The following is a 25,201-nucleotide window of genomic DNA, read 5'->3' on the forward strand; positions in this document are numbered from 1 at the left end:
GGCACCTGAATCGGCGCGCGCGAAGAAGACCTACTTTCCCGCGGCCATCCGCGCCACGAGCTACCCCACATGGCTCACGGCCGACACGCCGACCCTCACGGTGAAGGCCTATCTGGTCACCTATGACTACGGTCTGCAGTCGACCGTCGGCAATCTCGCCCGGTTTGCCGAGTCGCTGTGCACCAACTTCGACAAGCTCCAGGCCAACGGGCATCCCAAGTGGAAGCAGGTGAAGCTCGAGCTCCCTGCGCTGAGCCAGGGGTGGCGCTACTACGGCCCGATGGAAAAGCGCTTGCGTGCGTGCATTGCCGGCCAGAGGAGCCTCAACACGCCGACGCCGACGCCGACCTCGACCAAGACGCAGGCGCCAACGCGCAACTGCACCGAGCAGGAAGTGGTGCTCGGTATTTGCAAGAGCTGAGCTGGCAAGAGCGAAGCTGGCAGTGCAGGCAGCCGCGCCCCGACGCGCGGCCGCGCCCACGTCAGCAGAACCGAGGGTAAACCCTTATAATCAACCCATGCCAATTGGCATGCGAAAACTCAAGGGAACCCTCATGCTGGACCAGTCTGTCAGCGGCTCGAAAGGTCGCGTTTCTCGTGATGCCGATCGGGGCCAGGGGTGTCACCCGCTGGCGTCGGCCTGGAGTCTCTTCAAGCGTCTCGCCAGTGCCCGGACCGCGGCCCAGCTCGATGCGCTGGCAGACCGCTATCAGAGCAGCCAACCGGCCCTGGCCGCGGAGTTCCGCGCGGCGGCCTTCGCTACGAGTGCGCGAGGCGCCTGAGTCGAGTTGCAGGCGGCGGTAGGCTGCAGCCGCCTCGAGGTCCACGGCCTGACCGGCGCGCTCAGTTCTTTTGCGCCAGCTGTTCCAGGATGGCCGGGTTCTCCAGCGTGGAGGTGTCCTGCGTGATGGCTTCATCCTTGGCGACGGAGCGCAGCAGCCTGCGCATGATCTTGCCGCTGCGCGTCTTCGGCAGGTTGTCACCGAAGCGGATGTCCTTGGGCTTCGCGATCGGCCCGATTTCCCTGGCCACCCAGTTGCGCAGCTCGTTGGCGATCTTCCTGGCCTCTTCACCTTCGGGCCGTGCGCGCTTCAGGACAACGAAGGCGCAGATCGCCTCGCCCGTCGTCTCGTCGGGACGGCCGACCACGGCGGCTTCGGCCACGAGCTCCGTGCACGACACCAGCGCCGATTCGATCTCCATCGTGCCCATGCGGTGCCCCGAGACGTTGAGCACGTCGTCGATGCGCCCGGTGATCGTGAAGTAGCCGGTCCCGGCATCGCGGATGGCGCCGTCACCGGCCAGGTAGTAGCCCTTGAGTTCAGGCGGGTAGTAGCTCGACCGGAAGCGCTCGGGGTCGCCCCAGATCGTGCGGATCATGCTCGGCCAGGGCTTCTTCACGACCAGGATGCCGCCCTGGCCGTTGGGCACGTCGGTGCCGGTCTCGTCGACGATCGCCGCCGCGATGCCGGGGAAGGGCAGCGTGCAGGAGCCCGGCACCAGCGGCGTCGCACCGGGCAGCGGCGTGATCATGTGGCCGCCTGTTTCAGTCTGCCAAAAAGTATCGACAATCGGACAGCGACCGCCGCCGACATGCGCGTGGTACCACTCCCAGGCGGCCGGGTTGATCGGCTCGCCGACCGATCCCAGGATGCGCAGGCTCGACAGGTCGTAGCTCTTGGGGTGCACCGCCTCGTTGCTTTCCGAGGCCTTGATGAGCGACCGGATCGCGGTGGGCGCCGTGTAGAACACGCTGACCTGGTGGTCCTGGATCATCTTCCAGAAGCGGCCCGCATCGGGGTAGGTCGGCACCCCCTCGAACATGACCTCGGTCGCGCCGAGGGCGAGCGGGCCGTAGGTGATGTAGGTGTGGCCGGTGACCCAGCCGATGTCTGCAGTGCACCAGAACACGTCGTCGGGCTTCAGGTTGAAGGTCCATCGGGTGGTCAGCGCCGCGTGCAGCAGGTAGCCGCCGCTGGAATGCTGCACGCCCTTGGGCTTGCCGGTCGAGCCCGACGTGTACAGCACGAAGAGCGGATGCTCGGCGCCCACCCATTCGGGTTCGCAGGTCTCCGCCTGTTGCTGCGTCTCCTCGTGCAGCCAGCGGTCGCGGGAGGCGTTCCAGCCGATCGCGCCGCCGGTGCGCCGATAGACGAGCACATCGGCCACGGTCTCGCACCCACCCAGTGCGATCGCATCGTCGACGATGGCCTTGAGTGGCAAGTGCTTGCCGCCGCGCACCTGCTCGTCGGCGGTGATGACCATCACCGCGCCGACGTCGTGGATGCGGTCACGCAGGCTTTGCGCGGAGAAGCCGCCGAAGACCACCGAATGCGTGGCCCCGATCCGTGCGCAGGCCTGCATCGCGACCACGCCCTCCACGCTCATCGACATGTAGATGACGACGCGATCTCCCTTCCTGACACCGCGGGCCTTCAACGCGTTCGCCATGCGGCAGGTGCGTGCCAGCAGCTCGCGGTAGCTGACCCGCGTGACCTGCCCGTCGTCGGCCTCGAAGATGATTGCGGTCTTGTCGCCCAGCCCACCCTCGACCTGACGGTCCAGGCAGTTGTAGGACACGTTCAGCGTGCCGTCCTCGAACCACTTGAAGAAGGGCGCCTGGCTGTCGTCGAGACCTCGGGTGAAGGGCGTCTTCCAGCTCAGGAACTCGCGCGCGAGGCGCGACCAGTAGCCGCTGTAGTCGGCCTCCGCCTCGGCCACCAGCTGGTGGTAGGCGGCCATGCCGGACACATGGGCGTCCCGGCTGTCCGGCACGGGAATCAGACGGGTCTTTGCTTCATTTGGGGTCACGATCAATCTCCTGGGGCCTGGGGTTAAGACATCGAAACGGATAGCGGTCATCGGTCGGCATGGCGGGTCAGCCAGGCGGCGACCGCAGCGGCACTGCGAAATTCGTCGCAGGCACGCGCCGGGACGGTGGGGTAGCGCTGGTTCCACATGCGGGCCAGCGCCTGGCCGGGCCCGATCTCCAGCACGCAGTGGATGTGTCGTGCCATGACGTTGTCCATGCACTCGTCCCACCGGACGGTGGTGGCGATCTGTGCGGCCAGCGCATGCCGGGCAGCGGCTGCGTCGCGGATGCGGTCCGCCGCATTGCTGAAGAGAGCGACTTGCGGCGCATGAAAGGAAACGCTTTCGAGCGCCCGCGCGAAGCGGTCCGCCGCCTCGCGCATCCACGGCGTGTGGGAGGCGACGTTGACGCGCAGCCGCGTGCACTGCGCGCCTTCGAGCGAGGCGATGCGCTCGGCCTGTCCCAATGCGGCGCTCGGGCCGCCGAGGATCACGCTCTCCGGGCCGTTGCGGATGGCGAGTGCGAGGCCGGTGTCCACGCACAGCTGTTCCAGCCGGGGCCCGGACAGACCGGTGACGGCCAGCAGCCCGCCGGGGGCCTGCGCCGCACAGGCATCCATGGCCTCGGCGCGCTGCTGCGCCAGCGCGAGGGTCGGCCCGGCTTCGAGCACGCCGGCCGCGCTGAAGGCCGCGAGTTCCCCGACGCTGTAGCCCGCGATGGCAGCCGGGGGCGCCACGAGGGGTGCGAGTTGCTTCCACGCTGCCAGCGCGAGGCCGGTGAGCAAGGTCTGCGCGTTGTCGTTGCGTTCGGCCCAGGCAGGATCGGCCAGCGCGCCGCGCCAGTCCGCGACGCCGAGGCGCGCGCGCATGTCGCGTACGACGGCATCGTCGGCAAGCCACGGCAGCATCGCCGGATGCTGGTTGCCCTGGCCCGAGAACAGCAGCGCGAAGCTCATGCGCCTCCACCCACGCGCGCGAGCCAACAGGCCGCGGCGAGCGTGTCGGCCGCGCCGCCGGGCGACAGGCGCCGTGCCACGAACTCGCCTGCAATGGCGTGCGCCTCCTGCAGTCCGTCGGGCCGGGCGACACCGCCCCGGTCCAGAAACGCCTGCGCCGTGCGCTGCGCGTAGCGCAGGCCGGCGAGACCGCCGCGGTGCGCGAGATTGCTGTCATCCAGCACGGCCATGGTGTGGAACAGCGTGTCGAGCCGCGCCTGCTGCGGCGTCAGGCCGCGCGCCAGTGCCGCCGTCAGCGCGGGCAGCGCCGTATCGAACAGGACCGGGAAGGCGAGCGCCGCTTCTTGGGACGCGCTGCGAAGGCCGAGGCGTTGCGCGGCGATGCCGCCGGGCAGCGTGGGCGCGCGTTGGCTGCGGCTGGCGAGCGCATCGCCCCAATGCCGGCGCAGCGCGCCCCGCAGGGCCTCCGGTCGCAGTGCCGCGCCTTCCTCGCGCAGGGCCGCGCCCGCCGCGGCGCACAGCAGTCCCAGCATGAAGATCGCCCCGCGATGCGTGTTGATGCCGCCGGTGGCGGTGAGCATGCGTGCTTCCGCCGCGATGCCGCAGCGCTCGAGCACGGCGAACTCCGCGAGGCCCCATCCGGCTTCGGCGATCTGCGAAAAATAGCGGCGCAGCGAGAACAGGCTGCGCACGAAGGTGTGCGCATCCATGTCGTCGTGGCTGCCGCGGTCGATCAATGTCACGAGTCCCGGCTTCGGCGTCAGCGACAGCTCGTCGTGCAGTGCGAGCGTGGCGGCGCGCCCGATCGCGGCGGGCGTGAGTTGCGGCTGCCGGTGGAGGCGCAGTGCCGCTGTCTTCATGCGACCGCCTCCGCCAACGCTGCACGCTCGCACCATGCGGTGTCGCGCTGCAGGGCCACGCTGTCCAGGCGCCTGACCATCACGGCGCGCGCGCGTCCGGCGCGCCATTCGATCCATTCGCGCCAGGCGACCGAGGCACCGTCTCGGAAGACGAGTTCGCCGTCCAGCCGGGGCCGAGTGGCGCCGAAGGACTGAAGCGCCTGCGCGACGGCATCGGCCTGTTCCATCCCGTCGACGGCGACCCAGAGATCGAGGTCGGACTCCGCCCGCACGTGCGCGAGCCCGCTGATCGCCTGCCAGCCGTAGCTGCCGAAGACGTGCGCCGTCGCGCCAGCGGTGTCGAGCGCGGCGAGCAGCGCGCGGACCGGCCGCTGCGCCGAAAGTGGCAGCAGCGCTTGCACCGCGGCGAGGCCGGGAAACTCGTCGAGGCAAAGCACCGCGGCGTGCGGCAGCCGCAGCGCCAGCCGGCGCCGGTCCCATTGCGCAGGGGAGGGCAGACCCAGCGCGATCGCTCCGTCGTCGATGGCGTCAACCGGCTGGCGCGTCACGACCAGCGGCAGACGATGCGTCGCCCAGTGTGTCAGGCACGCGCGCGCCTGCGTGTCCCAGGGCCGTCGCAGCAGGGTGCTCCAGCCGGCGTCGGTGAGCTGGGCGAGTTGGTGGCGTCGCAGGCAGGCCATGGCGCGCTGCGGTCTCAGGCCGCGTCCAGCACGCGTTGCACGACGGGGGCGGCGAGCTGGCGCCCGCCGCGTTCTGCGCCGTCTCGTGCGCGCACATCGTCGGTCGGCGCGTGGGCCAGCGCATCGCGCAGGGCGGCCTGCAGGTCGCCCTGCCACAGCGCACGCACGCCCCCCATCGCCACGTAGTTCTGCACGCCGGGTGCGAACACGGGGTTGGACTGCGACAGCGCCGTGAGCTTCTCCTCGGGCAGCTTGGTCACACGCGCCATCGCGGGAATGCGCATCACCCGGATCTCGGCGTCCGGCAGCGCGTAGCAGGCATCGGCGATCAGGCCCGAGGTGATGAAGCCGCCGGACAGGGCCTGGTCGTACACCAGACCGATCACCCGGTGGCCGCGACGCCGAGCCAGGTCGATGCTGGCGCCGAGGTGCGCCATCGCACGATTGATGCCGAGCAGCTCATCGCGTCGGCGCAGCTGCTGGCCCTGGGTGTCGATCAGCAGCAGGATCGCCCGGCCGGGATGCTGCGCGACCGTGTCGAGCACCACGCGCGCCTGGGCGAGCGCGAGCCTGACGCCGATCGGCGCGTGATTCGTGGTGCCGATGACCGTGAGCGGTTCGCCTTCGAACATCACTTCGCCCTGCAGGAAGTCACCCGCGGCGCGCATGCCGTGGTAGGGGCCGAACAGCTGGGTGACAAGAGAATTCCACTGCATGTAGTGCTCCCGGGTTAGATGACGCGCAGCGCGCGCACGGTGTCGACCGACAGGTCGGGAACCTGCTCGGCATCGACGACGCCGAGTGCGCGCCAGAGCAGCACCGCTTCGTCGCGGCCGGTGTTGTCGCCCGGCAGGGCAAGCAGGCGCCGGGTGAGCAGCGCGTGCTCGTCCTCGAGCGCGGCCAGGGTCAACGGCTTCGACTTGCCGAGCGCCGCGATGGCCGCTTCGCGAAAGGCGGCGACGTCGTCTTCGACCAGGGCGTCGCAGTCCCCGGTGAGCCAGCGGTGCTTGCCCCCGGTCGTGCGCCAGACCAGCGCCCGGTCGCGTGAATCGAATTCCTCCACGCCGTGCGACGCTTCGATGACTTCGGGACCCGACATGGCCAGCCGCCCGACATCGCTCATCACGATGTGGTCGGCACAGCGCGCCACGATGCCCATGCCGCCGAAGCAGCCGTTGGCGCCGCCGATCAGCACGATCACCGGGATGCCGGCGGCGCGCACATCGAGCAGCGCGCGCATCACTTCCGACACCGCGATCAGCCCGGCATTGGCTTCGTGCAGCCGCACGCCGCCCGATTCGGCCAGCAGCAGCACGGCCGTCGGCCGGTCGCGCTGCGCGCGCTGCAGCAGGCCGACGAGCTTGGCGCCGTGCACCTCGCCGACGCCGCCGCCCATGAACGCGCCTTCCTGCGCGGCCACGAACACGCCGTGGCCATCGAGCGTCGCGCGGCCGATCGCCACGCCATCGTCGAAGGCAGAGGGCACGCCGAGCTGCGCCAGGTGCGGGCTGGTGACCCGTTCGCTGGGCGGCAGCCATTCATGAAAGCTGCCGGGGTCGAGCAGCAGCGCGAGGCGCTCGCGCGCGGAGCATTCGGCAAAGCTGATCATGGCTGGCCTCCGGTGATCTCGGCCACGGCCTGGTCGAGTCGCAGGCTCACCACGGCGGGCGTGGCGCCCATGTCGTTGATCGAGACGCGCACACCGGCCAGCGGGTGACGCGCGTGGAAGTCGTTCATCACCGCCTGCCAGATCGGCCCGAAGCCACGCGCCGAGGTCTCGACGCGCACCGCGCAGTCGGGGCCGTCGACCGCCTCGAGCATCACCTCGAGGTTGCCGGAGCCGACGACGCCGACCAGCACCGGCACGAAAGCGCCTGCAGGCTGACCGCCAGAGAAGAAGAAGTCCAGGGTTTCGAGCCCTGCGGGAACATCGCTCATCGTTGAATCTCCTGCTACCAGTTTCTGAAGCGCTTGGGCGGCTGGTAAAGCCCGCCCGAGGCGCGCACCAGGTCGCGCATGCTGCGTGCGGCCAGCAGATTGCGCGTGGCCTGGCGCGGGTCGATGCCGAGGTCCTGCGGTCGGCGGATCACGCCGCGGTCGCGCAGGTTCTCCACCGCGCGCCGGTCGCGCGCGAGGCCGATCGCGGTGTAGCCGGCCACGCCGCGGATCGCCTGCTCGCGCTCGGCGTCACTGCGGCACATCAGCAGGTTGGCGATGCCTTCCTCGGTCAGGATGTGCGAGACGTCGTCGCCGTAGATCATGATCGGCGGCAGGTCCATGCCCGCCTGCTCCTGCAGGGTCCAGGCATCGAGCCGGTCGACGAAGGCCGGCTGCATGTGTTCCCGGAACGTCTCGACCATCTGCACCACGAGCTTCTGTCCGCGTGGCGTGCCGGCGGCGCCACTGCGTCCGGCACGCGCCTCGCGCCCGGCCTTGAGCCAGGCCGGGCTCGAATGGCGTCGCCCGCGCGCATCGGCGCCCATGTTGGGCGCGCCGCCAAAGCCCGAGATGCGGCCCAGCGTCGCGGTGGAGCTGTTGCCGTCGAGGTCGATCTGCAGGGTCGAGCCGATGAACATGTCGCAGGCGTAGTGGCCGGCCGCCTGGCAGAACGCCCGGTTGCTGCGCAGGCTGCCGTCGGGACCCGTGAAGAACACGTCGGAGCGTGCGCGGATGTAGTCCTCCATGCCGAGCTCGGAGCCGAAGGAGTGCACGGACTCGACCCAGCCCGCCTCGATCGCGGGGATCAGGGCGGGGTGCGGATTCAACGCCCAGTGCTTGCCGATCTTCCCCCTGAGGCCCAGGGATTCGGCATAGGTCGGCAGCAGCAGCTCGATGGCGGCCGTGTCGAAGCCGATGCCGTGGTTCAGGCGCTGCACGCCGTACTCGGCATAGATGCCCTTGATCGCCATCATCGCCATCAGGATCTGGACCTCGCTGATCTGCGCCGGGTCGCGGGTGAAGAGCGGCTCGATGAAGTTGGGACGCGGTGCCTTCACCACGAAGCTCACCCAGTCGGCCGGGATGTCGATGCGCGGCAGCGTCGTGCGCTTGCCGTCGACGAGCTCGTTCACCTGCGCGATCACGATGCCGCCGGAGAACGCCGTGGCCTCGACGATGGCCGGTGTGTCTTCGGTGTTGGGGCCGGTGTAGAGATTGCCTTCGGCGTCCGCGGCATGCGCGGCGACCAGCGCCACCTTCGGCGTGAGGTCGACGAAGTAGCGCGCGAACAACTCGAGGTAGGTGTGGATGGCGCCGATCTCGATGCGGCCGCCCGACACCAGCTTGGCCAGGCGCGCGCCCTGGGGGCCCGAGAAGCTGAAGTCCAGGCGCGAAGCCACGCCGTTCTCGAACACGTCCAGGTGCTCCGGCAGCGCCAGCACCGACTGCACCATGTGCAGGCCGTGGACGCGCTGCGGATCGACCTGCACGAGCGCCTGCGCGAGGAAGTCCGCCTGCTTCTGGTTGTTGCCTTCGAGGCAGACGCGGTCGCCGGGCGAAAGCACCGCTTCGAGCAGCGTGCCGATGGCTTCGGTGTCGACGTGCTTGCCGGCGAGCCGCGTGCCGAGTGCGGCGGCGGCGCGCGCCATCCGGGCGGCGCGGTCATCGGCCTTGGAGGTCCAGGGGCTGGAGTTCATGGGGTGAATGCGTTGAGCAGGTTCGATGAAAGGCGGCGCCTTACAGCACCACGAAGAGAAGCCACACCACCACGGGGGCCACGACGGTCACGATGGCGCCGTACACCATCAGATGCCGGAAGAACACGTCGCGGTCCACGCCTTTCGCATTGGCGAGCACGAGCGCGCCGTTGGTCGAGAACGGGCTGACGTCGACGATGGTGGAGGACACGGCCATCGCCGCGATGAAGCCGATCGCGCTGACACCGGCCTCGCCTTGCAGGAAGGGCACCGCGAGCGGAATCAGCGAGCCCAGCACCGCGGTCGACGAGGCGAAGGCGGACACCACGGCGCCCACGAAGCACAGCAGCAGGGCGGCCATCAGCGGCGAGGTCAGGCCCGCCACGCTGTGACCCACGAAGTCGATCGTTCCCATCTTTTCCATGACGCCGACGTAGGTGCTGACGCCGACGATCAGCATGATCTCGGGCCACGACACCTGTCCCAGTGCGCGCTTCTGCAGATTGGGCGCCATCAGGGTGAGCAGCAGGCCGATGGTGATCGACACGAAGCCGATGTCCTGCTTGAAGAACAGCGTCAGCACGGCCAGCGCCAGCAGGCCCCCCACGGTGGCGATCTGGTAGAGGCGCGAGCCCTTTTCCGCAGGGGTCGCCGGCGATGCGTCCATCAGCGAGTCGTCGTCCGGTGTCGCGGTGCGCCGCTCCTCCGAGAACGACTCGCCTTCCGCGTCGCCATACACCTGGGCGCCACCCTGGCCATGCGCGACACGGGGCACGGCCGGCATGGCGCCCGTGGGGTCGGCCTTCTGGCGAACCAGCTTCATCCCGCCGAACATGAAGAACAACAGCAGTGCCACGGCCAGGTTGACGCCGAGGCTTGCCAGCATGGTCGCCATCTCGTTGAGCGGCAGGCCGGCCCGGGCCACGATCTTGTTGGTGATGCCACCGTAGATGCTGATCGGGGAGAAGCCGCCGCCCTGCGCGCCGTGCACGACCATCAGGCCCATGAGCAGGGGGTTGATGCCGTACTTGGCCGCAAAGCCCAGCGCGATCGGCGCAATGATGGCCACCGCGGCCGGGCTGACCGCGCCCACGGCCGTGAGCAGCGCGGCGATGAAGAACATGATCCACGGAATGGCGGCGATGCGCCCGCGCACGGCGCGCACCGCGAGCTTGACGAGCCAGTCGATCGTGCCGTTGTTCTGTGCGAGCGCAAAGAGGTAGGTGATACCGACCAGCGTGAGGAACAGGTCGGCGGGAAAGCCGCCCATGATGGCCTTGGCGTTCATGCCGGCGACCAGCGTGCCGACCAGGAACGCGCCGACGAAGGCGATCACGCCCATGTTGATCGGCAGCACGGTCGCGAGCACGAACATGCCGATCAGCGCGTAAATCGAAATCCAATGAGAACTCATCAATGCGTCTCCGGAGGTTGGGGGTACGACGCGCAATGGCTGCACGTCTGGGTACGGACAGTACGCACCCCCGCCGGGACGATCAATGAAGCGGCCTCGCCGACCCTTACGCCAACTGAAACGATCGCGGGTTAACCCGAACGATCAGTCGTGGGTGTGATTGCATAAATAAAGTGTGTCGGGAAAAAAGACTGTCAGAGACCTTCATTGATGGAACCCATTCGAGCCGTTCGAGACCTCGCCCAGAATCAGGAGCAGGCTGCCAACTCGATCCTGCAGGCGAACACGGTTGGCCGGACTACCGGTTCAGACTGACTTCCGTCGATCAAATTTCCGGTGCGAACGTCGGCGACCGCTGAAAGCTGACGCTCGTGGCTTTTCTTCGCGACCGGCTCGTCTATTTTGGAAGTTGACCTTCGCTGACATCGTGAGGAGGTTTTGGGGTGGGGCAGTGGTCGGATCGCTGGTGGCCATGGACGGCAAGGACGGCGTTGCCCGTCGACGGCTGCTTCAAATGTCGCGAGATGGCGGTCAGGGTCCTCAGCGGGCCTAGCAGGGCGACGAACGCTGACGATTTCACCAACGCAACAGTCTCCGCTGCGCTGCTCAGGCAGCGGGATCGAACACCCTGAGGAACTCGCGCCGCGTCTTTGGCCCGTAGGTCCTGAAGTGGGGGTCGGGTTTCTCCAGGTAGGCCATGCGCTTTCGGGCGACCGAGTCGCAGGCGGTGTATCGCTTCACTTCCGTCGGCGCCAGGCCGTACACGTTCGCGGCGTTGAGACCGAATATCTTGGCCCGCAGCGCAGGCGTCATCTCGGGATAACCATGCCGTTCGCGCAGTTCCGCCGAGATCTGGAACGTCCGGAAGGCTTGGATCTGGTCCTGCGGTGAGCCGTACCAGATCGAATCCGTGCCCCATAGCACGTTGTTCTCGCCGCACGCGACGATCAGTTTCCCCAGGGCGTGAGCCGCCTGTTCCGGGTCACGCATCAGAAAGCGCCACGTGCTGCCCAGCTCCGCATAGACGTTGCTGTTCGGCTTGACCTGGTGTTTGCGCAAGGACGTGATCAGCGTGTCGATGCCGTCGCTCTTACCGCTCGCGTCGTAGGCCTTTTCGGTCACCGTGCTGACGAAGCCCGAGTGATAGATCAGGAAGTTCACGTCCGGGTAACGCCTGGCGACGACGCCGATGTCGCTGCACTGGCTGTGCTCGTAGGAGCGTGGTCCGAACGGCAGCCCCTTGTGGATGCAGATGTTCTTGACGCTCAGCGCGCGAGCCTTCTCGATGAACCGGATGCCGACGTCGTCGTGCAGGAAGTAGCCCTTGCCGTTCGGTCCATACTGCGTGTAGGTCTTCCAGGCGCTGATGCCCCACTTCTCGTGCAACTCGTCCATGCCCTCGAGGTCTCCGGGCTGGTTCGGGTTGACGCGTCCATGCAGCAGCAGCCGGTGCGTTCCCTCGAGCTTGTCGACCAGCCTGCGGACCTCGTCGGCGGCCTGGATCGTGACCGGTTCGGCGTCGCGCGCGGAGGGTACGAAGGACAGCACCATCACGTCGGTGTCGCTGTCCATGAACACCTCCTTGAGGAAGACCTCCGCGCTCTTCGAATTGCCTTTCGGCGTGTTGATGAAGTGGCCCTGGACGTCGAGGATGAACTCCTGCCTGGCGGGGCCGACCTGCGCGCGTGCGAGCTGCATATCCAGCATGGCGTCGCGGGGTAGCTCGAAGAAGCCGCCGGTCCTTCCGGCCGCGGCGTTGGCCGCGTTGAAGGCCAGCAGCGTGCTGGCTGCGCCACAGGACGAGGTCAGGAACGCTCGCTTCGAGCATCCCAGCCGCTTCGCGTTGGTTGCCGCGGCCTCGTGTGCGAGGCGGTTGGCTTCGATGTTCGCCGGCCACAGCGACACCGGTGCGAACTCGCCATTCGAGGTGCTGTCGAGCTTGATGGGAAGGCGCTTGCCCTCAGGGTCGCTGTCACGCATGGTGGTCCCCCCGGTTTGATCAAGAAGCCCCGCCGGCCCGCCAACGGCACCATGAGCCCCTTGGTTTCGACGAGACCTCCCGATTCTGCTCCGCGCCGCGGGGCTCGGCCCCAGCACACAAGCCAGGCACCCGCGGGCGGGCTGTGCTGTGCGTAGAACGCCAACGGACGATCAGGACGACATCGTGCGCGAACGGCGGCTTGCGCAAGTCGCGAATCGGAGCTTCAGGCCCCGTTGCGGTCTTTCAGGATCAAAGGAAGCCGACCTTCCTCAAAGTTGCTGAACGGCCAGTTGCTGCCGCTGGCGACCGGCGGTTTCTTGGCACCTCACCTGGCCTTGCTCGCGCCGTCGGACTTCACCAACCCTCCTCCCACGGCGGCACAGGCCCGAAGCGCGCGGTGAAAAAGTCAATCAGCACCCGCACCCGCGACGGCTGCGTGCGATTGGGCAGGTAGACCAGATAGATGGCGCCCTCGGGCACCGGTTGGAACTGCCGCAGCAACGGCACAAGGGTCCCTTGCCGCACGTCCGCGCCCACCATGTGGAGCGGCAGCAGGCCCACACCGAGGCCGCAAAGGGTGGCCGCGCGGACGGCTTCCAAGTCGTCGGTCTCGAATGAAGCCGGAACCTTCAGCGTGTATTTCCGCCCGCTGCGGCTGAACGTCCAGACCCCTTTGGGTGCGAGCATTGGAAAGAACACGCAGTCGTGCTTCTCCACGTCCTCGATCCGGCGCGGCGTGCCGCGCTGCGCGAGATATGCCGGCGAGGCGAGCAAGACGAGCCGGCTGACCGCGAGCTTTCGTGCGACCAGATTCGGCGCCGGGGGCGACGAACGGATGCCGAGGTCGAAGCCCTCGGCGCCCAAGTCCACCGTGCGATTGCTGCAGGAGAGCCGGACCTGGATCTTTGGATACTGCTGCTGGAATTCGACAATCGCGGGCAACACGTGCCGCACCGCGAACGCCGGGATCGCGGTCATCTTCACGACTCCGGCCGGCTCGGACTGCGCCTGCGTCACGCGTCGCTCGGCAAGTTCCGCTTCCTGCAGGATGTTCGCGCAGTGCTCGTAGAAGATGCTGCCGGCTTCGGTCAGGCTGAGCTTGCGCGTCGAGCGGTTCAGCAGCTTCACCGCCAGCGAGCGCTCCAGCGCGCTGACCTCCCGGCTCGCCAGCGATTTTGAGATGCCGAGCTTGTCAGCGGCGGCGGAAAAGCTCTTCGCGCCCACCACCTCCGCGAACACGTTCATGCCGGTCAGCCTGCTTTTCATTGGTGATGCCCTGGCAACAATGGGTTGAACTGAACACTATTTATCAGATTCCCGCAACGGACTAAATTTCTTCGCACCGGCCCGATACCCGGCCCGGCAACGAACCGAGGAGAGCGTCATGGGCGGCGAATTGATTAAGGTGGGCCAACTCGAGATCCGCTATCTCGTCGATGGTGCGGAAAAGGGCGGGTTGGGCGTGTTCGAGATGACGGTGCCAGCGGGGGCCATCGTTCCCCCGCCACACAGCCACACCGGCAACGAGGAGTGCGTCTACGTCCTTGATGGCACGCTGCGCTACTCCGTCGACGGGGTGTCGCGCGACCTCGAGCCGGGTGACTGGATGTCGACGCCGCGGGGCTCGACGCATCACTTCATCAACAAGTCCAATGCCGCGGTGCGCGCACTGGTCATCATGACACCGGACATCGGGCCGCAGTATTTCCACGATGTTGGCGCCGTCGTCAACGCAGGCGGGCCGCCTGATCGAGCCAGGTTGGCTCAGGTGATGGCGCAATATGGATTATTCCGGCGCGGCCGCCAGCACCGGCAAACGCTGCGCACGCTACTGCAGGTCTCTCCCCGCTGGTAACGGCGCCGCGGTCCATGTGAAGACCCCAACACACCTCCCATATGCAGGATGGGCACGCCCGCGACACGCTGCACGCAGTTGGTGTCGCATCGCTCCGCGGGCGTGTCCGACCAAACCAGGAGCAGGATCATGGATTCCGAGGAACTGGCCCAGCGGTACTTCTCAGCTTGGAACCTGCGCGATGCGGGAGCCGTGCTCGAAACGTTTGCCCCGGGTGGCACGTACTGTGACCCCATCACCGCAGGACCGATTGCGGGTGAGGCGTTCCGGTCGTACATGGAGCAGCTGTGGTCGGCGTTTCCCGACTTTAGTTTCGAACCCGGGCGCATGGACTCGGCATCTGACGGCGTCGTGTGCGCCGCGTGGACCATGCTGGGGACCAACACCGGGTCGCTGCTGGGCCTCCCACCGACCGGGAGGCCGGCCTTCCTGCCTGGACTAGATGTGATTCATACTTCCCCGGACGGGATCAGGAGCGTGGTCGGCTATTTCGACTCAGCCACCTTGCAGCGGCAAATGGAGTGGCAAATCATCGTTCAGCCAAAGGAATGGGGGCCGATAACGTTGGGTAAGGGCGCCACGGTGCGTCGCAGGCTCTTGGCCGATGCCCAGACATTGACCGTCACGGAGATTGTCGCGCGTGACGACGAAAATACGGTCTTCGTCAACGAGTTATCGCGTCAGGTCCTGGCTGAACTCATTGCTGGCGATGCCATGCAGACATTCACCAGCGTAGTTGGTGGGAACCGTTTGACAACGGTCGCAACTTGGGCGTCTCCTGAGGAGATGAAGTCTGCAATGCATAGCGGCCCGCATGCGCAGGCGATGTCCAAATTCTTTGCGACGCCCGGGATCGAGGGAGCCGCTATCGGTGTCTTCACGCGGCTGCAGGAAGGCAAGCAATACCGGCGCTGCCACGCTTGCCAAAAGATGGTGGCCCTGGCAGGGTCCACGGGCCGATGTGGCTGCGGGGAAGTTGTGCAGGCGATCGCCTGAGGGTGCGACTCCTGTCGGTCGGGCTGGCGCCTATCGTCTGCCCGGAACTGACGCCACCCGCCCTAGCGCGTCCTGAGTGCGAGCTCGAATGTCGCCCAAGCACATGCTTGAAAGATTGGCATCGCAACGGGCGATTTGGGACTGCGCCAAGCGCCAAGCGCCAAGCGCTAGCAGCCTTCCATCATGCGCGCGGCGTGTCAGTCTTTCGGGATTGCCAGCTCGGTCCATGCAGGCGCATGGTCGCTCGCGCCCGGGCGTCCGCGCACGTCCCGATCCACGCCGGCGCCGCGCAGCATCGGCGCCGCTTCGGCATTCAGCAGCAAATGGTCGATCCGCAGGCCGGCGTCGCGCCCGTAGCGGTTGCGCCAGTAGGTCCAGAAGGTGTAGGGCACGCGATGGGGGTGGCAGGCGCGAACAGAGTCGGTCCAGCCCTGCTCCAAGAGGTGCTTGAATGCCGCGCGGCTTTCTGGCTGCAGCAACGCGTCGTCGCGCCAGGAGGCGGGGTTGTAGATGTCGGCGTCAGTGGGCACAACGTTGTAGTCGCCAGCCAGCACGACCGGCATGCCGCACCCGAACAGCTTGCTCGCATGTTCATTGAAGCGCGCGAACCAACTCAGCTTGTAGTCGAACTTCGGTCCGGGCTGCGGATTGCCATTGGGCAGGTACAGGCAGCCGATCACCACGCCGTCGACGACCGCCTCGATGTAGCGCCTCTGGGGGTCTGCCTCGAGGCCAGGCACGCCGCGTCCGGTCTCGATCGGATCGCGCCCGCGCGCCAGGATCGCGACACCATTCCAGGATGGCTGTCCGAATGCGACGATGCCATAGCCGGCATTGCGGATCGCCTCCAGGGGCAGTTTGGCATCGGGCGATTTCAATTCTTGCAGACAGGCGACATCCGGTTTCGTCTCTGCCAGCCATTCGAGCAACCGCTCGAGCCGGCTACCAATGCCGTTGACGTTGAAGGTGGCGATCTTCATCACTTGGCGCAGAAGGAGAAAGGATGGGACGATCTTGCGCCACCAACGGTCTCAAGGGACGTCGGACGAGGCGTCTTTGTGCCCGATGGACGTCTCCCGGATCTGCCCATGCTGGCTACGCCCGCTGCTCGCGAAAGCGCCCAGGTGCACCGGGGACCCGCAGCTCTCCTACATTCGGGCGCCTGAGATGGAGCTACCGTGCTGACAAAGGAACCTGTCATGCCAAACCCCAAAATTCCCTCCGAGGACGATCCCGCGCAGCATCCGGTCGAGCCCGAGTTTCCGACCGACAGCGACCAGGGCAATCCACATTCGGACGAAGGCAAGCCCGGGGCCGACGAGAATGCCGCCGGCTTCGTGAAGGAAAAGCGCTAGGGTTGCCGACATCGTGTCGCAGCGCCAGAAGGCGACTTCGGCCTCTTCATCTAGCGATAGGCCATCGCCTAAGCGTTCAGATGAGTCTCGCGGGTGGCGCTCTTGTCGAACCACCTGCTCGGCACGGCGTTGGCCTTCTTGAGGTGCTCCGGCACCTCCCAGGGCCGCTTGTCGTTACCCACCAGTTCCACCGCACCGAGCCACGTCTGGTCCTGCGCCGTGAGTCAGTGCTCAGCCCAGTTCTGCCTTCGACATGCGGCAGACCGAGAGCAGCGCGAGCAGGTTGGGATCGCGTTCGCGCGTCCGCAGGAAATTGAGCGAGATGGTCTGGCGCATCAGGTACCTGGACTGCAGCGGAATCAACTGCACCTTCTGCGGCATCACGGTGCGCACGCGCCCCGGCAACAGCGTGCAGCCGACGCCGCCGCTGACCAGGTTCATCAGGGAGAAGATGTCGCCGGTCTTCATGACCACGTGGGGCGTGAAGCCGGCCACGCGAAACGAGTCCACGAATCCGCTGTAGGTCACGAACCCTTCGCTCAGCGTGACGAATCGCTCGTGGGCGCAGGCGGCCAGGTCGATCTGTTCCATCGCCGCGTAGCGCGAACCCACGGGCGCGGCGAAGTAGATGTCGTCCTCGAACAAGGGTTCGGACTCGAGGTCCGAGGCACCTTCGGGCGTGCCCATCAACGCCGCATCGACGGCGCCGTCACGCAGCTTCTGCAGCAGGTCGGCGTTGGAGCCCAGGATGAGTTCGGTCTGGATGTCGGGCTTGCGCAGTTTCATGCCCATGACCAGCGTCGGCACCGTGCGGTTGGTCAGCGAATAGAGCGATCCGATGCGGATGCGATCGGCCGAATAGCCCGCCACTTCGCGCGTCGAACGCACGCCCGCTGCCATGCTGCGAAGCACGTCCCGGGCGACCTCCGCCAGGGCCTGCGCGGCTTCGGTCGGGTGCAGGTTGCGGCCTTCGTGCCGGAACAGGGCGCAGCGCAGCCCTGTTTCCAGCGCATGCAAGGCGCGGTGCACACTGACGGGACTGATCTCGAGAATCTCGGCCGCGCGCGCGAGGTTGCCAGTCTCCATGAAGACCAAGAGGATCTCGAGTCTGCGAAAGGTGATCTCTTCGTCGACGTGGAGGTGCATGGTCGGCCTGCTTAGGTTGGGAATCGTAAGTCAACTTCGCAGCCGAGCGCCGTGAGAGCGTCCTGGCCGTCCACCGCAGCGTCATGGCGCGGGCGGGTTTCGCTTCTCCTCTTCGAGACGTTGCCGGCGCCGCACCGCTTCGCATTGCGCGTGCGACCGGAATTCGCGCTTGAGACACTGCGCCGCCATGCATTGGGACTTGGCGATGAAGTTCAGGCCGGAGCACGCTGCGGCGGGCTCCGGCGCTGCGGGTGCCTTCGGCTTCGGATCGTCGGCGTCGGTGGAAGAGGGCGCCTGGGATGCCGGCGCCGCGACGTCCTGAGCGGGGGGCGACGCGGCGAAGACCGGGGCCCGTCTCGGCGGTGCACGCCGGGTGGCGACAGCGGGCGCAGCGGCTGGACCGTCGTCGTCGCTTGGGAGGCTGGCCGAACTCTCCTCGACCGGGGGCGCAAGCTGCACCGGGGCGCGGACCTGATCCGAGGTGGGCGCAACGGGGGCGGGTGCGTGTGCGGGTGGCGGTGAGGGTTCATCACCGGGAATCGCCGCGACGACCCCCGGCGAGTGCGGGCGCGGCGGATCCACTTGCGCGCTGCCGGCGGTGTAGAGGTACCAGCCGCCGGCCCCCGCGACCAGCCATCCGGCGGACCCGATGGCCAGGGCAGCCATCAGTCCCGCGATGCTGATCCACACGCCTTTGGCCGCTGGCGCCGCTTCGTTGATGCCTTCTGCCCGCGGCTGGCCTGATGGCTTCGACCAGTGGGCCTTTAGTGCAAAGGCCCGATCCAGGTAGGAGGTCTTGGACGCAGCAAGCTGGGTCGGGGCGAAATCCGTCTCGGCGCACCCCGTGGGCAATGAGGTGATGCATTCGATGCAGAACTTCGCGATGGAACGGTTCCGCGCCTGGCAGTTGGGACAGATCAGCGCCATGTCGCAACGATCAGGCTGGCGCGCGCGCCGCCCCCGCGTGCACAAAAATCCCAGGGCGTGGGTCCGGCCTCGCCCAGGCCCGCCAGCGGTCGAAAACGCTGGCGGCGAGGGTCTGCGTCGGATGGCCGTCGGTCATGGGCCGAGAGTGACAGATGAATGCGCTTTCGCAGCGTGCATAAGTTCACGCGCGACACAGAAAGTAACATTCCACCGGATTTCGTGGACAATACCTGCGAGGAGCGCAACGCCCTTCGATTACACGAAAGTCGCAGGAACCTGTCGGGCCGCTTCCGGTCCAACCAGACAGGCAAAGCGCGGTTGCAAGTGCGCCGATTTCGAACGTCGGCGCGTCTCCAGAGCCATTGGAGTGGACCACCCACCGATGGCTCTCTTTTTGTCCGCTTCGACCGCCTGATTCCGTCACGTCGACCCCCTCTGATGGAGGTTGCGCAACGACAGACGGGCGAGCAACATCGCCTCCGAACTCCACTGCACGAGGAGTCGATGATGGCGCAGACCTTTTACTCGGCCGAGGAATGCCGAGCCGCACTGAATGAGGTGCTCGGCGCGCAGGAGGGTGGCCGGCGCGGGGCGATGGCGACGGAGGTCGCCGACGCGCTGCTGCAAGACATGGCCCGCGCAGCGCGGACGCAGGACGCGGACGATCTCGAGGTCAAGCTTGGCAGCTGGGCCATCCGGAACGACGAGATCGACCTGCTCGTGCTGGTCAAGGATGGGGTGATCGCCTATCTCGACGGCAAGCCAGGCTCCTGGGTCAGTCTCGCCGTCACGCTGGCCCGCCAGCTGCTGGTGCTCTACCGCAAGGGAGTGCGGCTGACGCCGGAGCAGGCGCGCGTGCTGACCGAGCTCAAGAGGGAGCGCGGACCCCGTTCGGCAGCCGAGCTCTCAGCCGCGCTGTCGCAAGACGAGCCGGCCCTGCGGCTCGCACTCGAGAGCCTCGCGGCCGCGCCGGCCCGTGCCGGCCCGGTGAAGCTTGCCGAGAAGCTGCCCGATGGGCGCTGGACAGTCCATGCCTGACGCGGTGAGCTTGAACCGATCGTCCGTGCCTGATTCGCTGGTGCGGCGTCGCAGGCAATGGCCGGCGCTGTTTCTGCGCGCCAGTGGCCTCGTCTACGTCAATGCGGACGTCGCGCACTGGCGCGCGATGACGCGGGCGTGGGGCCAGAACGCCTCGCCGGATGGCAGTCGCGCCTTCTACGGCCGGCTGTCGCACGAGATCTACCACTACGCGCAGTTCTTCGCCTGTGGCTACATGACGGGCATCTGCCAGGACCATTTCGTCACCGTCAAGCGCGCCTGTCCGTCCGGTTTCGACGCGCCCACCCTGCAGGCCTACCTCGCGAGGCCGCAGCCGCGGCCCGCCGGGCTCGACGCGATCGCCGGGCTGCTGCGCCAGACGGGGCCGTCCGGCCTGAGCCCGCTGGAGATCATCGAGGGCTGCGCGCGCCTCTTCCAGGCGCTGAGTGAGCGCCCCGGCCTGCTGCACGGTGCCTACCTGCTCGAACTCACGCGCGCGCCGCCGCTTTACGCGCCCTTCCATCACGCCGTGGCCGCAGCGCTCGGCGAGCGGGCCTTGGCCGAGACCCTGTTCCTCGGCGCCATCGCGCTCGAGTTCAGCGCGCCGCAGCAGGTCGCGCCGCGCTTGATCGCGCTGCGCGCTGCCGGCGCGGGCGAGACGGGGTCAGCCGACCCGCATGTCGCGCGCGCCGCGCTGGTCGACGCTGTGCGGGGCGCCGAGCCCGGCGTCGAGCACCTCGGCTCGGCACTGAGCCTGGCGCAGGCCGGGCGACTCGGCCACCCGCTGCTGGGCGAGCCGTGGCTCTATCACGCGTCCCCGGACTGGGAGCGCGACATCCGCGACGCGGTCTGGGGACGCCGGCGCTCGCTGCAGGCGGATTTCCTCGGCCACGCCGAAGTGCTGCTCAACGATGCGATCTGGACGGCGCCGCGCCACGATGAAAGCGCGATCGCCGGTGTCGAGGCGCGCGAGATCTTCGCGCGCATTGCGCTGCACGTTGCGGGCGGCGCAGAGGAGGACAGCGATGTTCAGCCAGCAGAGCACGGTGCTTGAAGTCGCCGACTTTCTCGACCCGACCGCCGACAACCTGGGCCGGCTGCTCTCGGGCCTGTCCGAGAAACCGAGCAAGGCGCGCGAGCTGCGCTCGGGCGTCGTCATCTCGTTCGAGAAGCATGGCGTCGGCAACCCCGCGGCCGATCCGCGCGCGCGCCAGTTCCTGCAGCGCGCGGTGCAGCGCTTTCCCGGCCTCGGCTACTTCCTGCACGGCGATCCGCCGACCTACCATCTGCGCGACATCTCGCTGGCGCTCGCCTTCGCCGCGACGCCGGGACGTCAGCCGATGGGCGATGATTTCGTGCGTGTGCACCAGCGCCTGCTCGAGGACGCGTTCGATTTCGCGCAGACAGTGGCCGACGACGCAGAGAGCCTGGACGAGGTCTTCCTGGTCAACCTGCTCCCGATGGTCATGCCGCCCGAGGTGCGCAAGCGAGCCATGCGTGCGCTCGTGCCGGCGTTGCTGATCTCGCGCGAGGGCGATGCCCTCCGCCGTTCCTGCGTGAAGGAGGCCGAGGCCGTCTGGGACCGCAAGCTCGGCGAGTTCCCGAGCTTCCAGGCCTTCGCCGCGGACTTCGAGAGGGCGAGCCGCGCCTGACGCCGTGCGCCTGCTCGAATTGCTTGTCCCGTGGGGACGTCAACCCGCTGACGCGAGATAGGGCGCGGTCCGGCTGCCGGGCGCGCTGGCGACGTCGGCGGGCGTGCCGGCGGCCACGACGCGTCCCCCTTGCTGTCCCGCGCCAGGCCCCATGTCGATGACCCAGTCGCTCATGGCAACCACGCGCATGTCGTGCTCCACCACAATCACCGTGTTGCCGGAGTCGACCAGGCCATGGAGTTGCGCCATCAGCTTGTCGACGTCCGCGGGGTGCAGGCCGGTGGTGGGCTCGTCGAGGACATAGAGCGTGTCGCCGCGCTGCGCGCGTTGCAGTTCGGTCGCGAGCTTGATGCGCTGCGCTTCGCCACCCGATAGCTCGGTGGCAGGCTGCCCGAGCCGCAAGTAGCCGAGGCCGATGTCCTGCAGCAGCTGGAGGGGCCGCTGCACCGCGGCCTCCTCGGCGAAGAGCGCCAAGGCTTCGTTCACCGTCAAGCCGAGCACTTCGGCGATGTTCTTGTCGCACCAGCGGACGCTGAGGGTGTGCTCGTTGTAGCGCGCACCGTGGCAGGTGGGGCAGGGCGCATACACGCTGGGCATGAAGAGCATCTCCACGCTCACGAAGCCTTCGCCTTCGCAGGTCACGCAGCGGCCCTTGGGCACGTTGAAGGAGAAGCGTCCCGCGTCGTAGCGCCGCGAACGTGCGGCCTTGGTCGATGCAAACAGCCTGCGCACGTGACCGAAGAGCCCGGTGTAGGTGGCGAGGTTGGAGCGCGGCGTGCGCCCGATCGGCTTCTGATCCACGCGCACGAGCCTCCTGATCGTGGCCATGCCGCTGGCAATGCGGCCGGCTGTCGCGCCCAGCGGCGTGGAGGCGAGTTCGTCGTCGCCCTCGTCCTCGGGCAACGGGGGTTCGTGTCCAAGACTCGCCGACACGAGCTCGACGAGTGCCTGGCTCACGAGGCTGGACTTGCCGGAGCCCGACACGCCGGTCACCGCCGTGAAAACACCCAGCGGAAGCTCGGCGTTCAGGTGACGAAGGTTGTTGCGCGTGATGCCTTCGAGCTTCAGCCAAGCTGCCGGCGAACGCGCGGCGGCCTGGCGCCGGGCCGGCCCCGCGAAGAGATAGCGGGCGGTGGCGGAGGTCGCAACGTCGCGCAGGCCATCGGGAGGGCCGCTGTAGAGCACCTGTCCACCTTGCTCGCCGGCCTCGGGACCCACGTCCACGATCCAGTCCGCGTGGCGCATCACCTCGAGGTCGTGCTCGACGACAAACAGCGAATTGCCTGATCGCTGGAGCTGACCGAGCGCGACGTGCAGCGCCTCGCCGTCGGCGGGATGCAGGCCCGCCGATGGCTCGTCCAGCACGTACACGACGCCGAACAGATTCGAGCGGATCTGCGTGGCCAGCCGCAACCGCTGCAACTCGCCGGGCGAGAGGGTCGGCGTGCTGCGCTCGAGCGAGAGGTAGCCGAGGCCCAGCGCATGGAGTGTCTTCAGGCGGTCGATCACGTCGTGCGCGATGCGCTGCGCCGCAATGCGCTTCTCCTCGGACAGGTTGCCGGTGCGGCGCACATCCGGCGCGCTCTCGTGGGCCGAGCCGCCCGCCGCGACGCGGCGCTCGGTGGCCTTGCGCGAGGCCGGTCGGTTGAGCGTCGCCCGGTCTGCCTCTTGCGCGAGCTTGTCGTCGGCAGCCGGCGCCAGGACTTGCATGAGCTGCGCGAGCGGCATCTGCGACATCTCGCTGATGTCCAGGCCGGCGAAGGTCACGCTGAGCGACTCGCGCTTGAGCCGCTTGCCGTGGCAGGCCGGGCAGAGTCGCCCGACCATGAAGCGCGACACGCGCTTCTTCATGAGGGCGCTCTGGGTGGTCGCAAAGGTGTGCAGGATGTACTTCCTCGCGCCGGTGAAAGTGCCCTGGTAGCTCGGCTCCATCTTGCGGCGCAGGGCGGCGCGTGTCTCGGCGGGCGTGAATCCGGCATAGACCGGCACGCTCGGCTGCTCGTCGGTGAAGAGGATCCAGTTGCGATCCTTCTTCGGCAGGTCGCGCCAGGGTGTGTCGACGTCGTAGCCCAGCGTCACGAGGATGTCGCGCAGGTTCTGCCCGTGCCAGGCCGGCGGCCATGCCGCGATGGCCCGCTCGCGAATCGTCAGCGAGTCGTCGGGCACCATCGACTTCTCGGTGACCTCGTACACCCGGCCGAGGCCGTGGCAGTTCGCGCAGGCACCCTGCGGCGTGTTGGGCGAGAAGTCCTCGGCGTACAGCATCGGTTGCCGGGACGGATAGCTTCCGGCGCGCGAGTAGAGCATGCGCAGCAGGCTCGAGAGGGTGGTGACGCTGCCGACCGACGAGCGCGTGCTCGGCGTGCCGCGTTGCTGCCGAAGCGCCACCGCCGGGGGCAGGCCATCGATGGAGTCGACCGCGGGGACGCCCACCTGGTCGATCAGCCGGCGCGCATACGGCGCCACCGATTCGAAATAGCGCCGCTGCGCTTCCGCGTAGAGCGTGCCAAAGGCCAGCGACGACTTGCCGGATCCGGAGATGCCGGTGAAGACGACCAGGGCGTCGCGCGGAATGTCCACGTCCACGTTCTTCAGGTTGTGCTCGCGGGCGCCGCGCACGCGAACGAATTTCGTGACCGCGTGCTCGTCCGCGACTGGCTTGGGAAGATCGTCCCGGCGCATGATGCTGTGGCGCGCGGGGCTTTTCATGCGGCGAAGGGCGGGACGGACGGATGCGTGCTTTCCCATTCGGCCTGGTGCTCGAGGCAGAACTTTGCCGTCGGCTGCACCAGCAGCCTGGCGTAGGGGATGAGTTGGCTGCACTCCTGGCACGCGCCGAAGCGGCCTTTGCGGATCCGCTCGCGCGCCTCCTCGATGTCGCGCAGCTCCTCCTGGTCGCGAAGGAGTTGCACGTGATCGAGTCCTTCGAGGAATCGCTCTTCGGCGTTGTCCACCGGATCATGGACCTCGCGGGGGCGCGGATCGAGCGAGGCGATACCGGCATCCTTGGCGTCGTGCACGTCAGCTTGCAGTTCGGCTTCGCGCCGCGCGAGCAGCTCCTGGATTTGCCGCAGCTGGTCATCTGTCAAGTCGGCCATGCGAGTTCCTTTGTGTTCCGCTTGGAATCGAAATTCGCTCGCCGATCAGGGTCGCCATGTCAGCATTCCTCGACGCGGTGGGAAGGATTTGGCGCCGGCGCGCGGCGCGGTCCGTGAGGGCGGTTGGTGGAGAGGGCCGCGCGGTGGATGATGCGCAAGGCCGGGTGACGGCCGGAAGCGGAAAACTTCCCCTCAGTCGTGTGAACGCGCCCGGGGGCCCTCGCCGTCATCGCCCGTCGCGGGCGACGCGGGGCCCAGCATCCGGCTGAACAGGCGCGCCGCGTTGGCGTTGAACGCCATGCCGTGGTCGAGCTGGACGTTCATCGCGAACCCGTCGAAGGCCATCAGCACGATCCCTGCGATGACGTTGCTCTCGGCCCGGGTGACGGCGAGGCAGTCGGCCAGCCAGAGCGCGACGCGCTCCTGGAACAGCTCCCGCAGGTGCGGGCTGTAGTCGTCGCCGCCCCGGGTCGTCGAGAGCGCCTGCATGATGTTCTTGGCGAATCCGTTGTTCTCGCGCGGCAGGTCACGCCACAGGATGACGAGCAGGCGCTCGAGCCGCTCCTGCGGCGAGCCGACCCGCTTCAGGGAACGGTCCAGCCGGTCGAGGCGCTCCTTGAGCCAGGGCTCGTACAGCGTGTAGAGGATGTCGAGCTTCGAGCGGAAATAGACATAGACGTTCGCGGTCGAGATGCCGGCCTCGCGCGCGATTGCGGGAATCGAGCTGTCGCTGTAGCCCTGCGCGGCGAACAGCCGGAAGGACGCTGCAAGGATCGCCTCGCGCACATCTTTTTTCT

At 67.7% G+C, this 25,201-nt stretch carries 24 protein-coding genes and 1 pseudogene; 8 read left to right on the plus strand and 17 right to left on the minus strand.

All coding sequences use genetic code 11. From position 1 onward, the window contains the following. Both QTI24_RS24125 and QTI24_RS24130 read left to right on the plus strand, forming a co-directional pair. Positions 1-421: pseudogene (locus QTI24_RS24125) on the plus strand (TAXI family TRAP transporter solute-binding subunit); the annotation flags it as partial. A gap of 133 nt (positions 422-554) precedes the next feature. Next, positions 555-782, plus strand: a complete 228-nt coding sequence (locus QTI24_RS24130) for a hypothetical protein (RefSeq protein WP_286603878.1) — start codon at positions 555-557, stop codon at positions 780-782. Between the two features lie 61 nt (positions 783-843). Here QTI24_RS24130 and acs read toward each other — a convergent pair whose 3' ends face one another. The 11 genes from acs to QTI24_RS24185 all read right to left on the minus strand — a co-directional run bounded on the left by acs (position 844) and on the right by QTI24_RS24185 (position 13,582). Continuing rightward, positions 844-2,742 carry an acetate--CoA ligase gene (gene acs, locus QTI24_RS24135; RefSeq protein ID WP_286604029.1) on the minus strand — a complete coding sequence of 633 codons (1,899 nt, stop codon included), beginning with the start codon at positions 2,740-2,742 and terminating at the stop codon, positions 844-846. Between the two features lie 116 nt (positions 2,743-2,858). Next, positions 2,859-3,767 (minus strand): ACP S-malonyltransferase, encoded by a 909-nt coding sequence (locus QTI24_RS24140; RefSeq protein ID WP_286603880.1) that lies wholly within the window; start codon positions 3,765-3,767, stop codon positions 2,859-2,861. Beyond that, entirely contained in the window at positions 3,764-4,627 is an 864-nt protein-coding gene (mdcB, locus tag QTI24_RS24145; protein WP_286603881.1) for a triphosphoribosyl-dephospho-CoA synthase MdcB, read from the minus strand. Before mdcB ends, QTI24_RS24140 begins: the two co-directional genes overlap by 4 nt. Beyond that, complete coding sequence (gene mdcG, locus QTI24_RS24150) at positions 4,624-5,307, minus strand: malonate decarboxylase holo-[acyl-carrier-protein] synthase (RefSeq protein ID WP_286603882.1); 684 nt, start codon at positions 5,305-5,307, stop codon at positions 4,624-4,626. Before mdcG ends, mdcB begins: the two co-directional genes overlap by 4 nt. Before the next feature lie 14 nt (positions 5,308-5,321). Continuing rightward, on the minus strand, positions 5,322-6,023 hold the full coding sequence (locus tag QTI24_RS24155) for a biotin-independent malonate decarboxylase subunit gamma (RefSeq protein ID WP_286603883.1): 702 nt from the start codon (positions 6,021-6,023) through the stop codon (positions 5,322-5,324). Positions 6,024-6,037: 14 nt separating this feature from the next. Continuing rightward, entirely contained in the window at positions 6,038-6,916 is an 879-nt protein-coding gene (locus QTI24_RS24160) for a biotin-independent malonate decarboxylase subunit beta (RefSeq protein WP_286603884.1), read from the minus strand. Beyond that, complete coding sequence (gene mdcC / locus QTI24_RS24165) at positions 6,913-7,245, minus strand: malonate decarboxylase acyl carrier protein (protein ID WP_286603886.1); 333 nt, start codon at positions 7,243-7,245, stop codon at positions 6,913-6,915. Before mdcC ends, QTI24_RS24160 begins: the two co-directional genes overlap by 4 nt. 14 nt (positions 7,246-7,259) lie before the next feature. Beyond that, positions 7,260-8,942 carry a malonate decarboxylase subunit alpha gene (mdcA, locus tag QTI24_RS24170; protein ID WP_286603887.1) on the minus strand — a complete coding sequence of 561 codons (1,683 nt, stop codon included), beginning with the start codon at positions 8,940-8,942 and terminating at the stop codon, positions 7,260-7,262. Positions 8,943-8,982: 40 nt separating this feature from the next. Further along, complete coding sequence (locus tag QTI24_RS24175) at positions 8,983-10,356, minus strand: SLC13 family permease (RefSeq protein WP_286603888.1); 1,374 nt, start codon at positions 10,354-10,356, stop codon at positions 8,983-8,985. Between the two features lie 606 nt (positions 10,357-10,962). Beyond that, positions 10,963-12,336 carry an amidohydrolase family protein gene (locus QTI24_RS24180; protein ID WP_286603889.1) on the minus strand — a complete coding sequence of 458 codons (1,374 nt, stop codon included), beginning with the start codon at positions 12,334-12,336 and terminating at the stop codon, positions 10,963-10,965. A 355-nt stretch (positions 12,337-12,691) separates the two neighbouring features. Further along, complete coding sequence (locus QTI24_RS24185; protein WP_286603890.1) at positions 12,692-13,582, minus strand: LysR family transcriptional regulator; 891 nt, start codon at positions 13,580-13,582, stop codon at positions 12,692-12,694. Between the two features lie 139 nt (positions 13,583-13,721). On the opposite strand from QTI24_RS24185, the gene QTI24_RS24190 reads away from it, so the two are divergent. Together QTI24_RS24190 and QTI24_RS24195 are read left to right on the plus strand one after the other, a co-directional pair. Beyond that, positions 13,722-14,192, plus strand: a complete 471-nt coding sequence (locus QTI24_RS24190; RefSeq protein WP_286603891.1) for a cupin domain-containing protein — start codon at positions 13,722-13,724, stop codon at positions 14,190-14,192. A gap of 129 nt (positions 14,193-14,321) precedes the next feature. After that, positions 14,322-15,188: an ester cyclase gene (locus tag QTI24_RS24195; protein ID WP_286603892.1), complete on the plus strand. Its 867-nt coding sequence runs from the start codon at positions 14,322-14,324 to the stop codon at positions 15,186-15,188. 197 nt (positions 15,189-15,385) lie between these two features. Here QTI24_RS24195 and QTI24_RS24200 read toward each other — a convergent pair whose 3' ends face one another. Further along, a complete protein-coding gene (locus QTI24_RS24200) occupies positions 15,386-16,168 on the minus strand; it encodes an exodeoxyribonuclease III (protein WP_286603893.1) in 783 nt (260 codons plus the stop codon). A 219-nt stretch (positions 16,169-16,387) separates the two neighbouring features. Between QTI24_RS24200 and QTI24_RS24205 the strand changes: the two genes are divergently transcribed. Beyond that, complete coding sequence (locus QTI24_RS24205) at positions 16,388-16,543, plus strand: hypothetical protein (protein ID WP_286603894.1); 156 nt, start codon at positions 16,388-16,390, stop codon at positions 16,541-16,543. 231 nt (positions 16,544-16,774) lie between these two features. Here the strand turns inward: QTI24_RS24205 and QTI24_RS24210 are convergent, their stop codons facing one another. Together QTI24_RS24210 and QTI24_RS24215 are read right to left on the minus strand one after the other, a co-directional pair. Continuing rightward, positions 16,775-17,689 carry a LysR family transcriptional regulator gene (locus QTI24_RS24210; RefSeq protein ID WP_286603895.1) on the minus strand — a complete coding sequence of 305 codons (915 nt, stop codon included), beginning with the start codon at positions 17,687-17,689 and terminating at the stop codon, positions 16,775-16,777. Between the two features lie 81 nt (positions 17,690-17,770). Continuing rightward, positions 17,771-18,616, minus strand: coding sequence for a hypothetical protein (locus tag QTI24_RS24215; RefSeq protein WP_286603896.1), 846 nt, complete (start codon positions 18,614-18,616; stop codon positions 17,771-17,773). Between the two features lie 507 nt (positions 18,617-19,123). Between QTI24_RS24215 and QTI24_RS24220 the strand changes: the two genes are divergently transcribed. Genes QTI24_RS24220 through QTI24_RS24230 form a run of 3 tightly spaced genes read left to right on the plus strand, consistent with a single transcriptional unit; the run spans position 19,124 to position 21,306 of the window. Beyond that, entirely contained in the window at positions 19,124-19,654 is a 531-nt protein-coding gene (locus QTI24_RS24220) for a hypothetical protein (protein WP_286603897.1), read from the plus strand. Next, the gene (locus tag QTI24_RS24225; RefSeq protein WP_286603898.1) at positions 19,647-20,708 is read left to right on the plus strand and encodes a hypothetical protein; all 1,062 of its coding nucleotides are present in this window, start codon (positions 19,647-19,649) and stop codon (positions 20,706-20,708) included. The genes QTI24_RS24220 and QTI24_RS24225 overlap by 8 nt, the downstream gene beginning before the upstream one ends. Continuing rightward, entirely contained in the window at positions 20,680-21,306 is a 627-nt protein-coding gene (locus tag QTI24_RS24230) for a hypothetical protein (protein WP_286603899.1), read from the plus strand. The genes QTI24_RS24225 and QTI24_RS24230 overlap by 29 nt, the downstream gene beginning before the upstream one ends. Positions 21,307-21,345: 39 nt before the next feature. Here QTI24_RS24230 and QTI24_RS24235 read toward each other — a convergent pair whose 3' ends face one another. The 3 genes from QTI24_RS24235 to QTI24_RS24245 all read right to left on the minus strand — a co-directional run bounded on the left by QTI24_RS24235 (position 21,346) and on the right by QTI24_RS24245 (position 25,190). Beyond that, complete coding sequence (locus tag QTI24_RS24235; RefSeq protein WP_286604031.1) at positions 21,346-23,988, minus strand: excinuclease ABC subunit UvrA; 2,643 nt, start codon at positions 23,986-23,988, stop codon at positions 21,346-21,348. Positions 23,989-24,011: 23 nt separating this feature from the next. Then, complete coding sequence (locus QTI24_RS24240) at positions 24,012-24,404, minus strand: TraR/DksA family transcriptional regulator (protein WP_286603900.1); 393 nt, start codon at positions 24,402-24,404, stop codon at positions 24,012-24,014. 192 nt (positions 24,405-24,596) lie between these two features. Further along, on the minus strand, positions 24,597-25,190 hold the full coding sequence (locus QTI24_RS24245) for a TetR/AcrR family transcriptional regulator (protein WP_286603901.1): 594 nt from the start codon (positions 25,188-25,190) through the stop codon (positions 24,597-24,599). Between the last annotated feature and the right edge of the window lie 11 nt (positions 25,191-25,201).

The organism is Variovorax sp. J22P240 (genome assembly GCF_030316855.1).
Taxonomy (GTDB): domain Bacteria; phylum Pseudomonadota; class Gammaproteobacteria; order Burkholderiales; family Burkholderiaceae_C; genus Variovorax.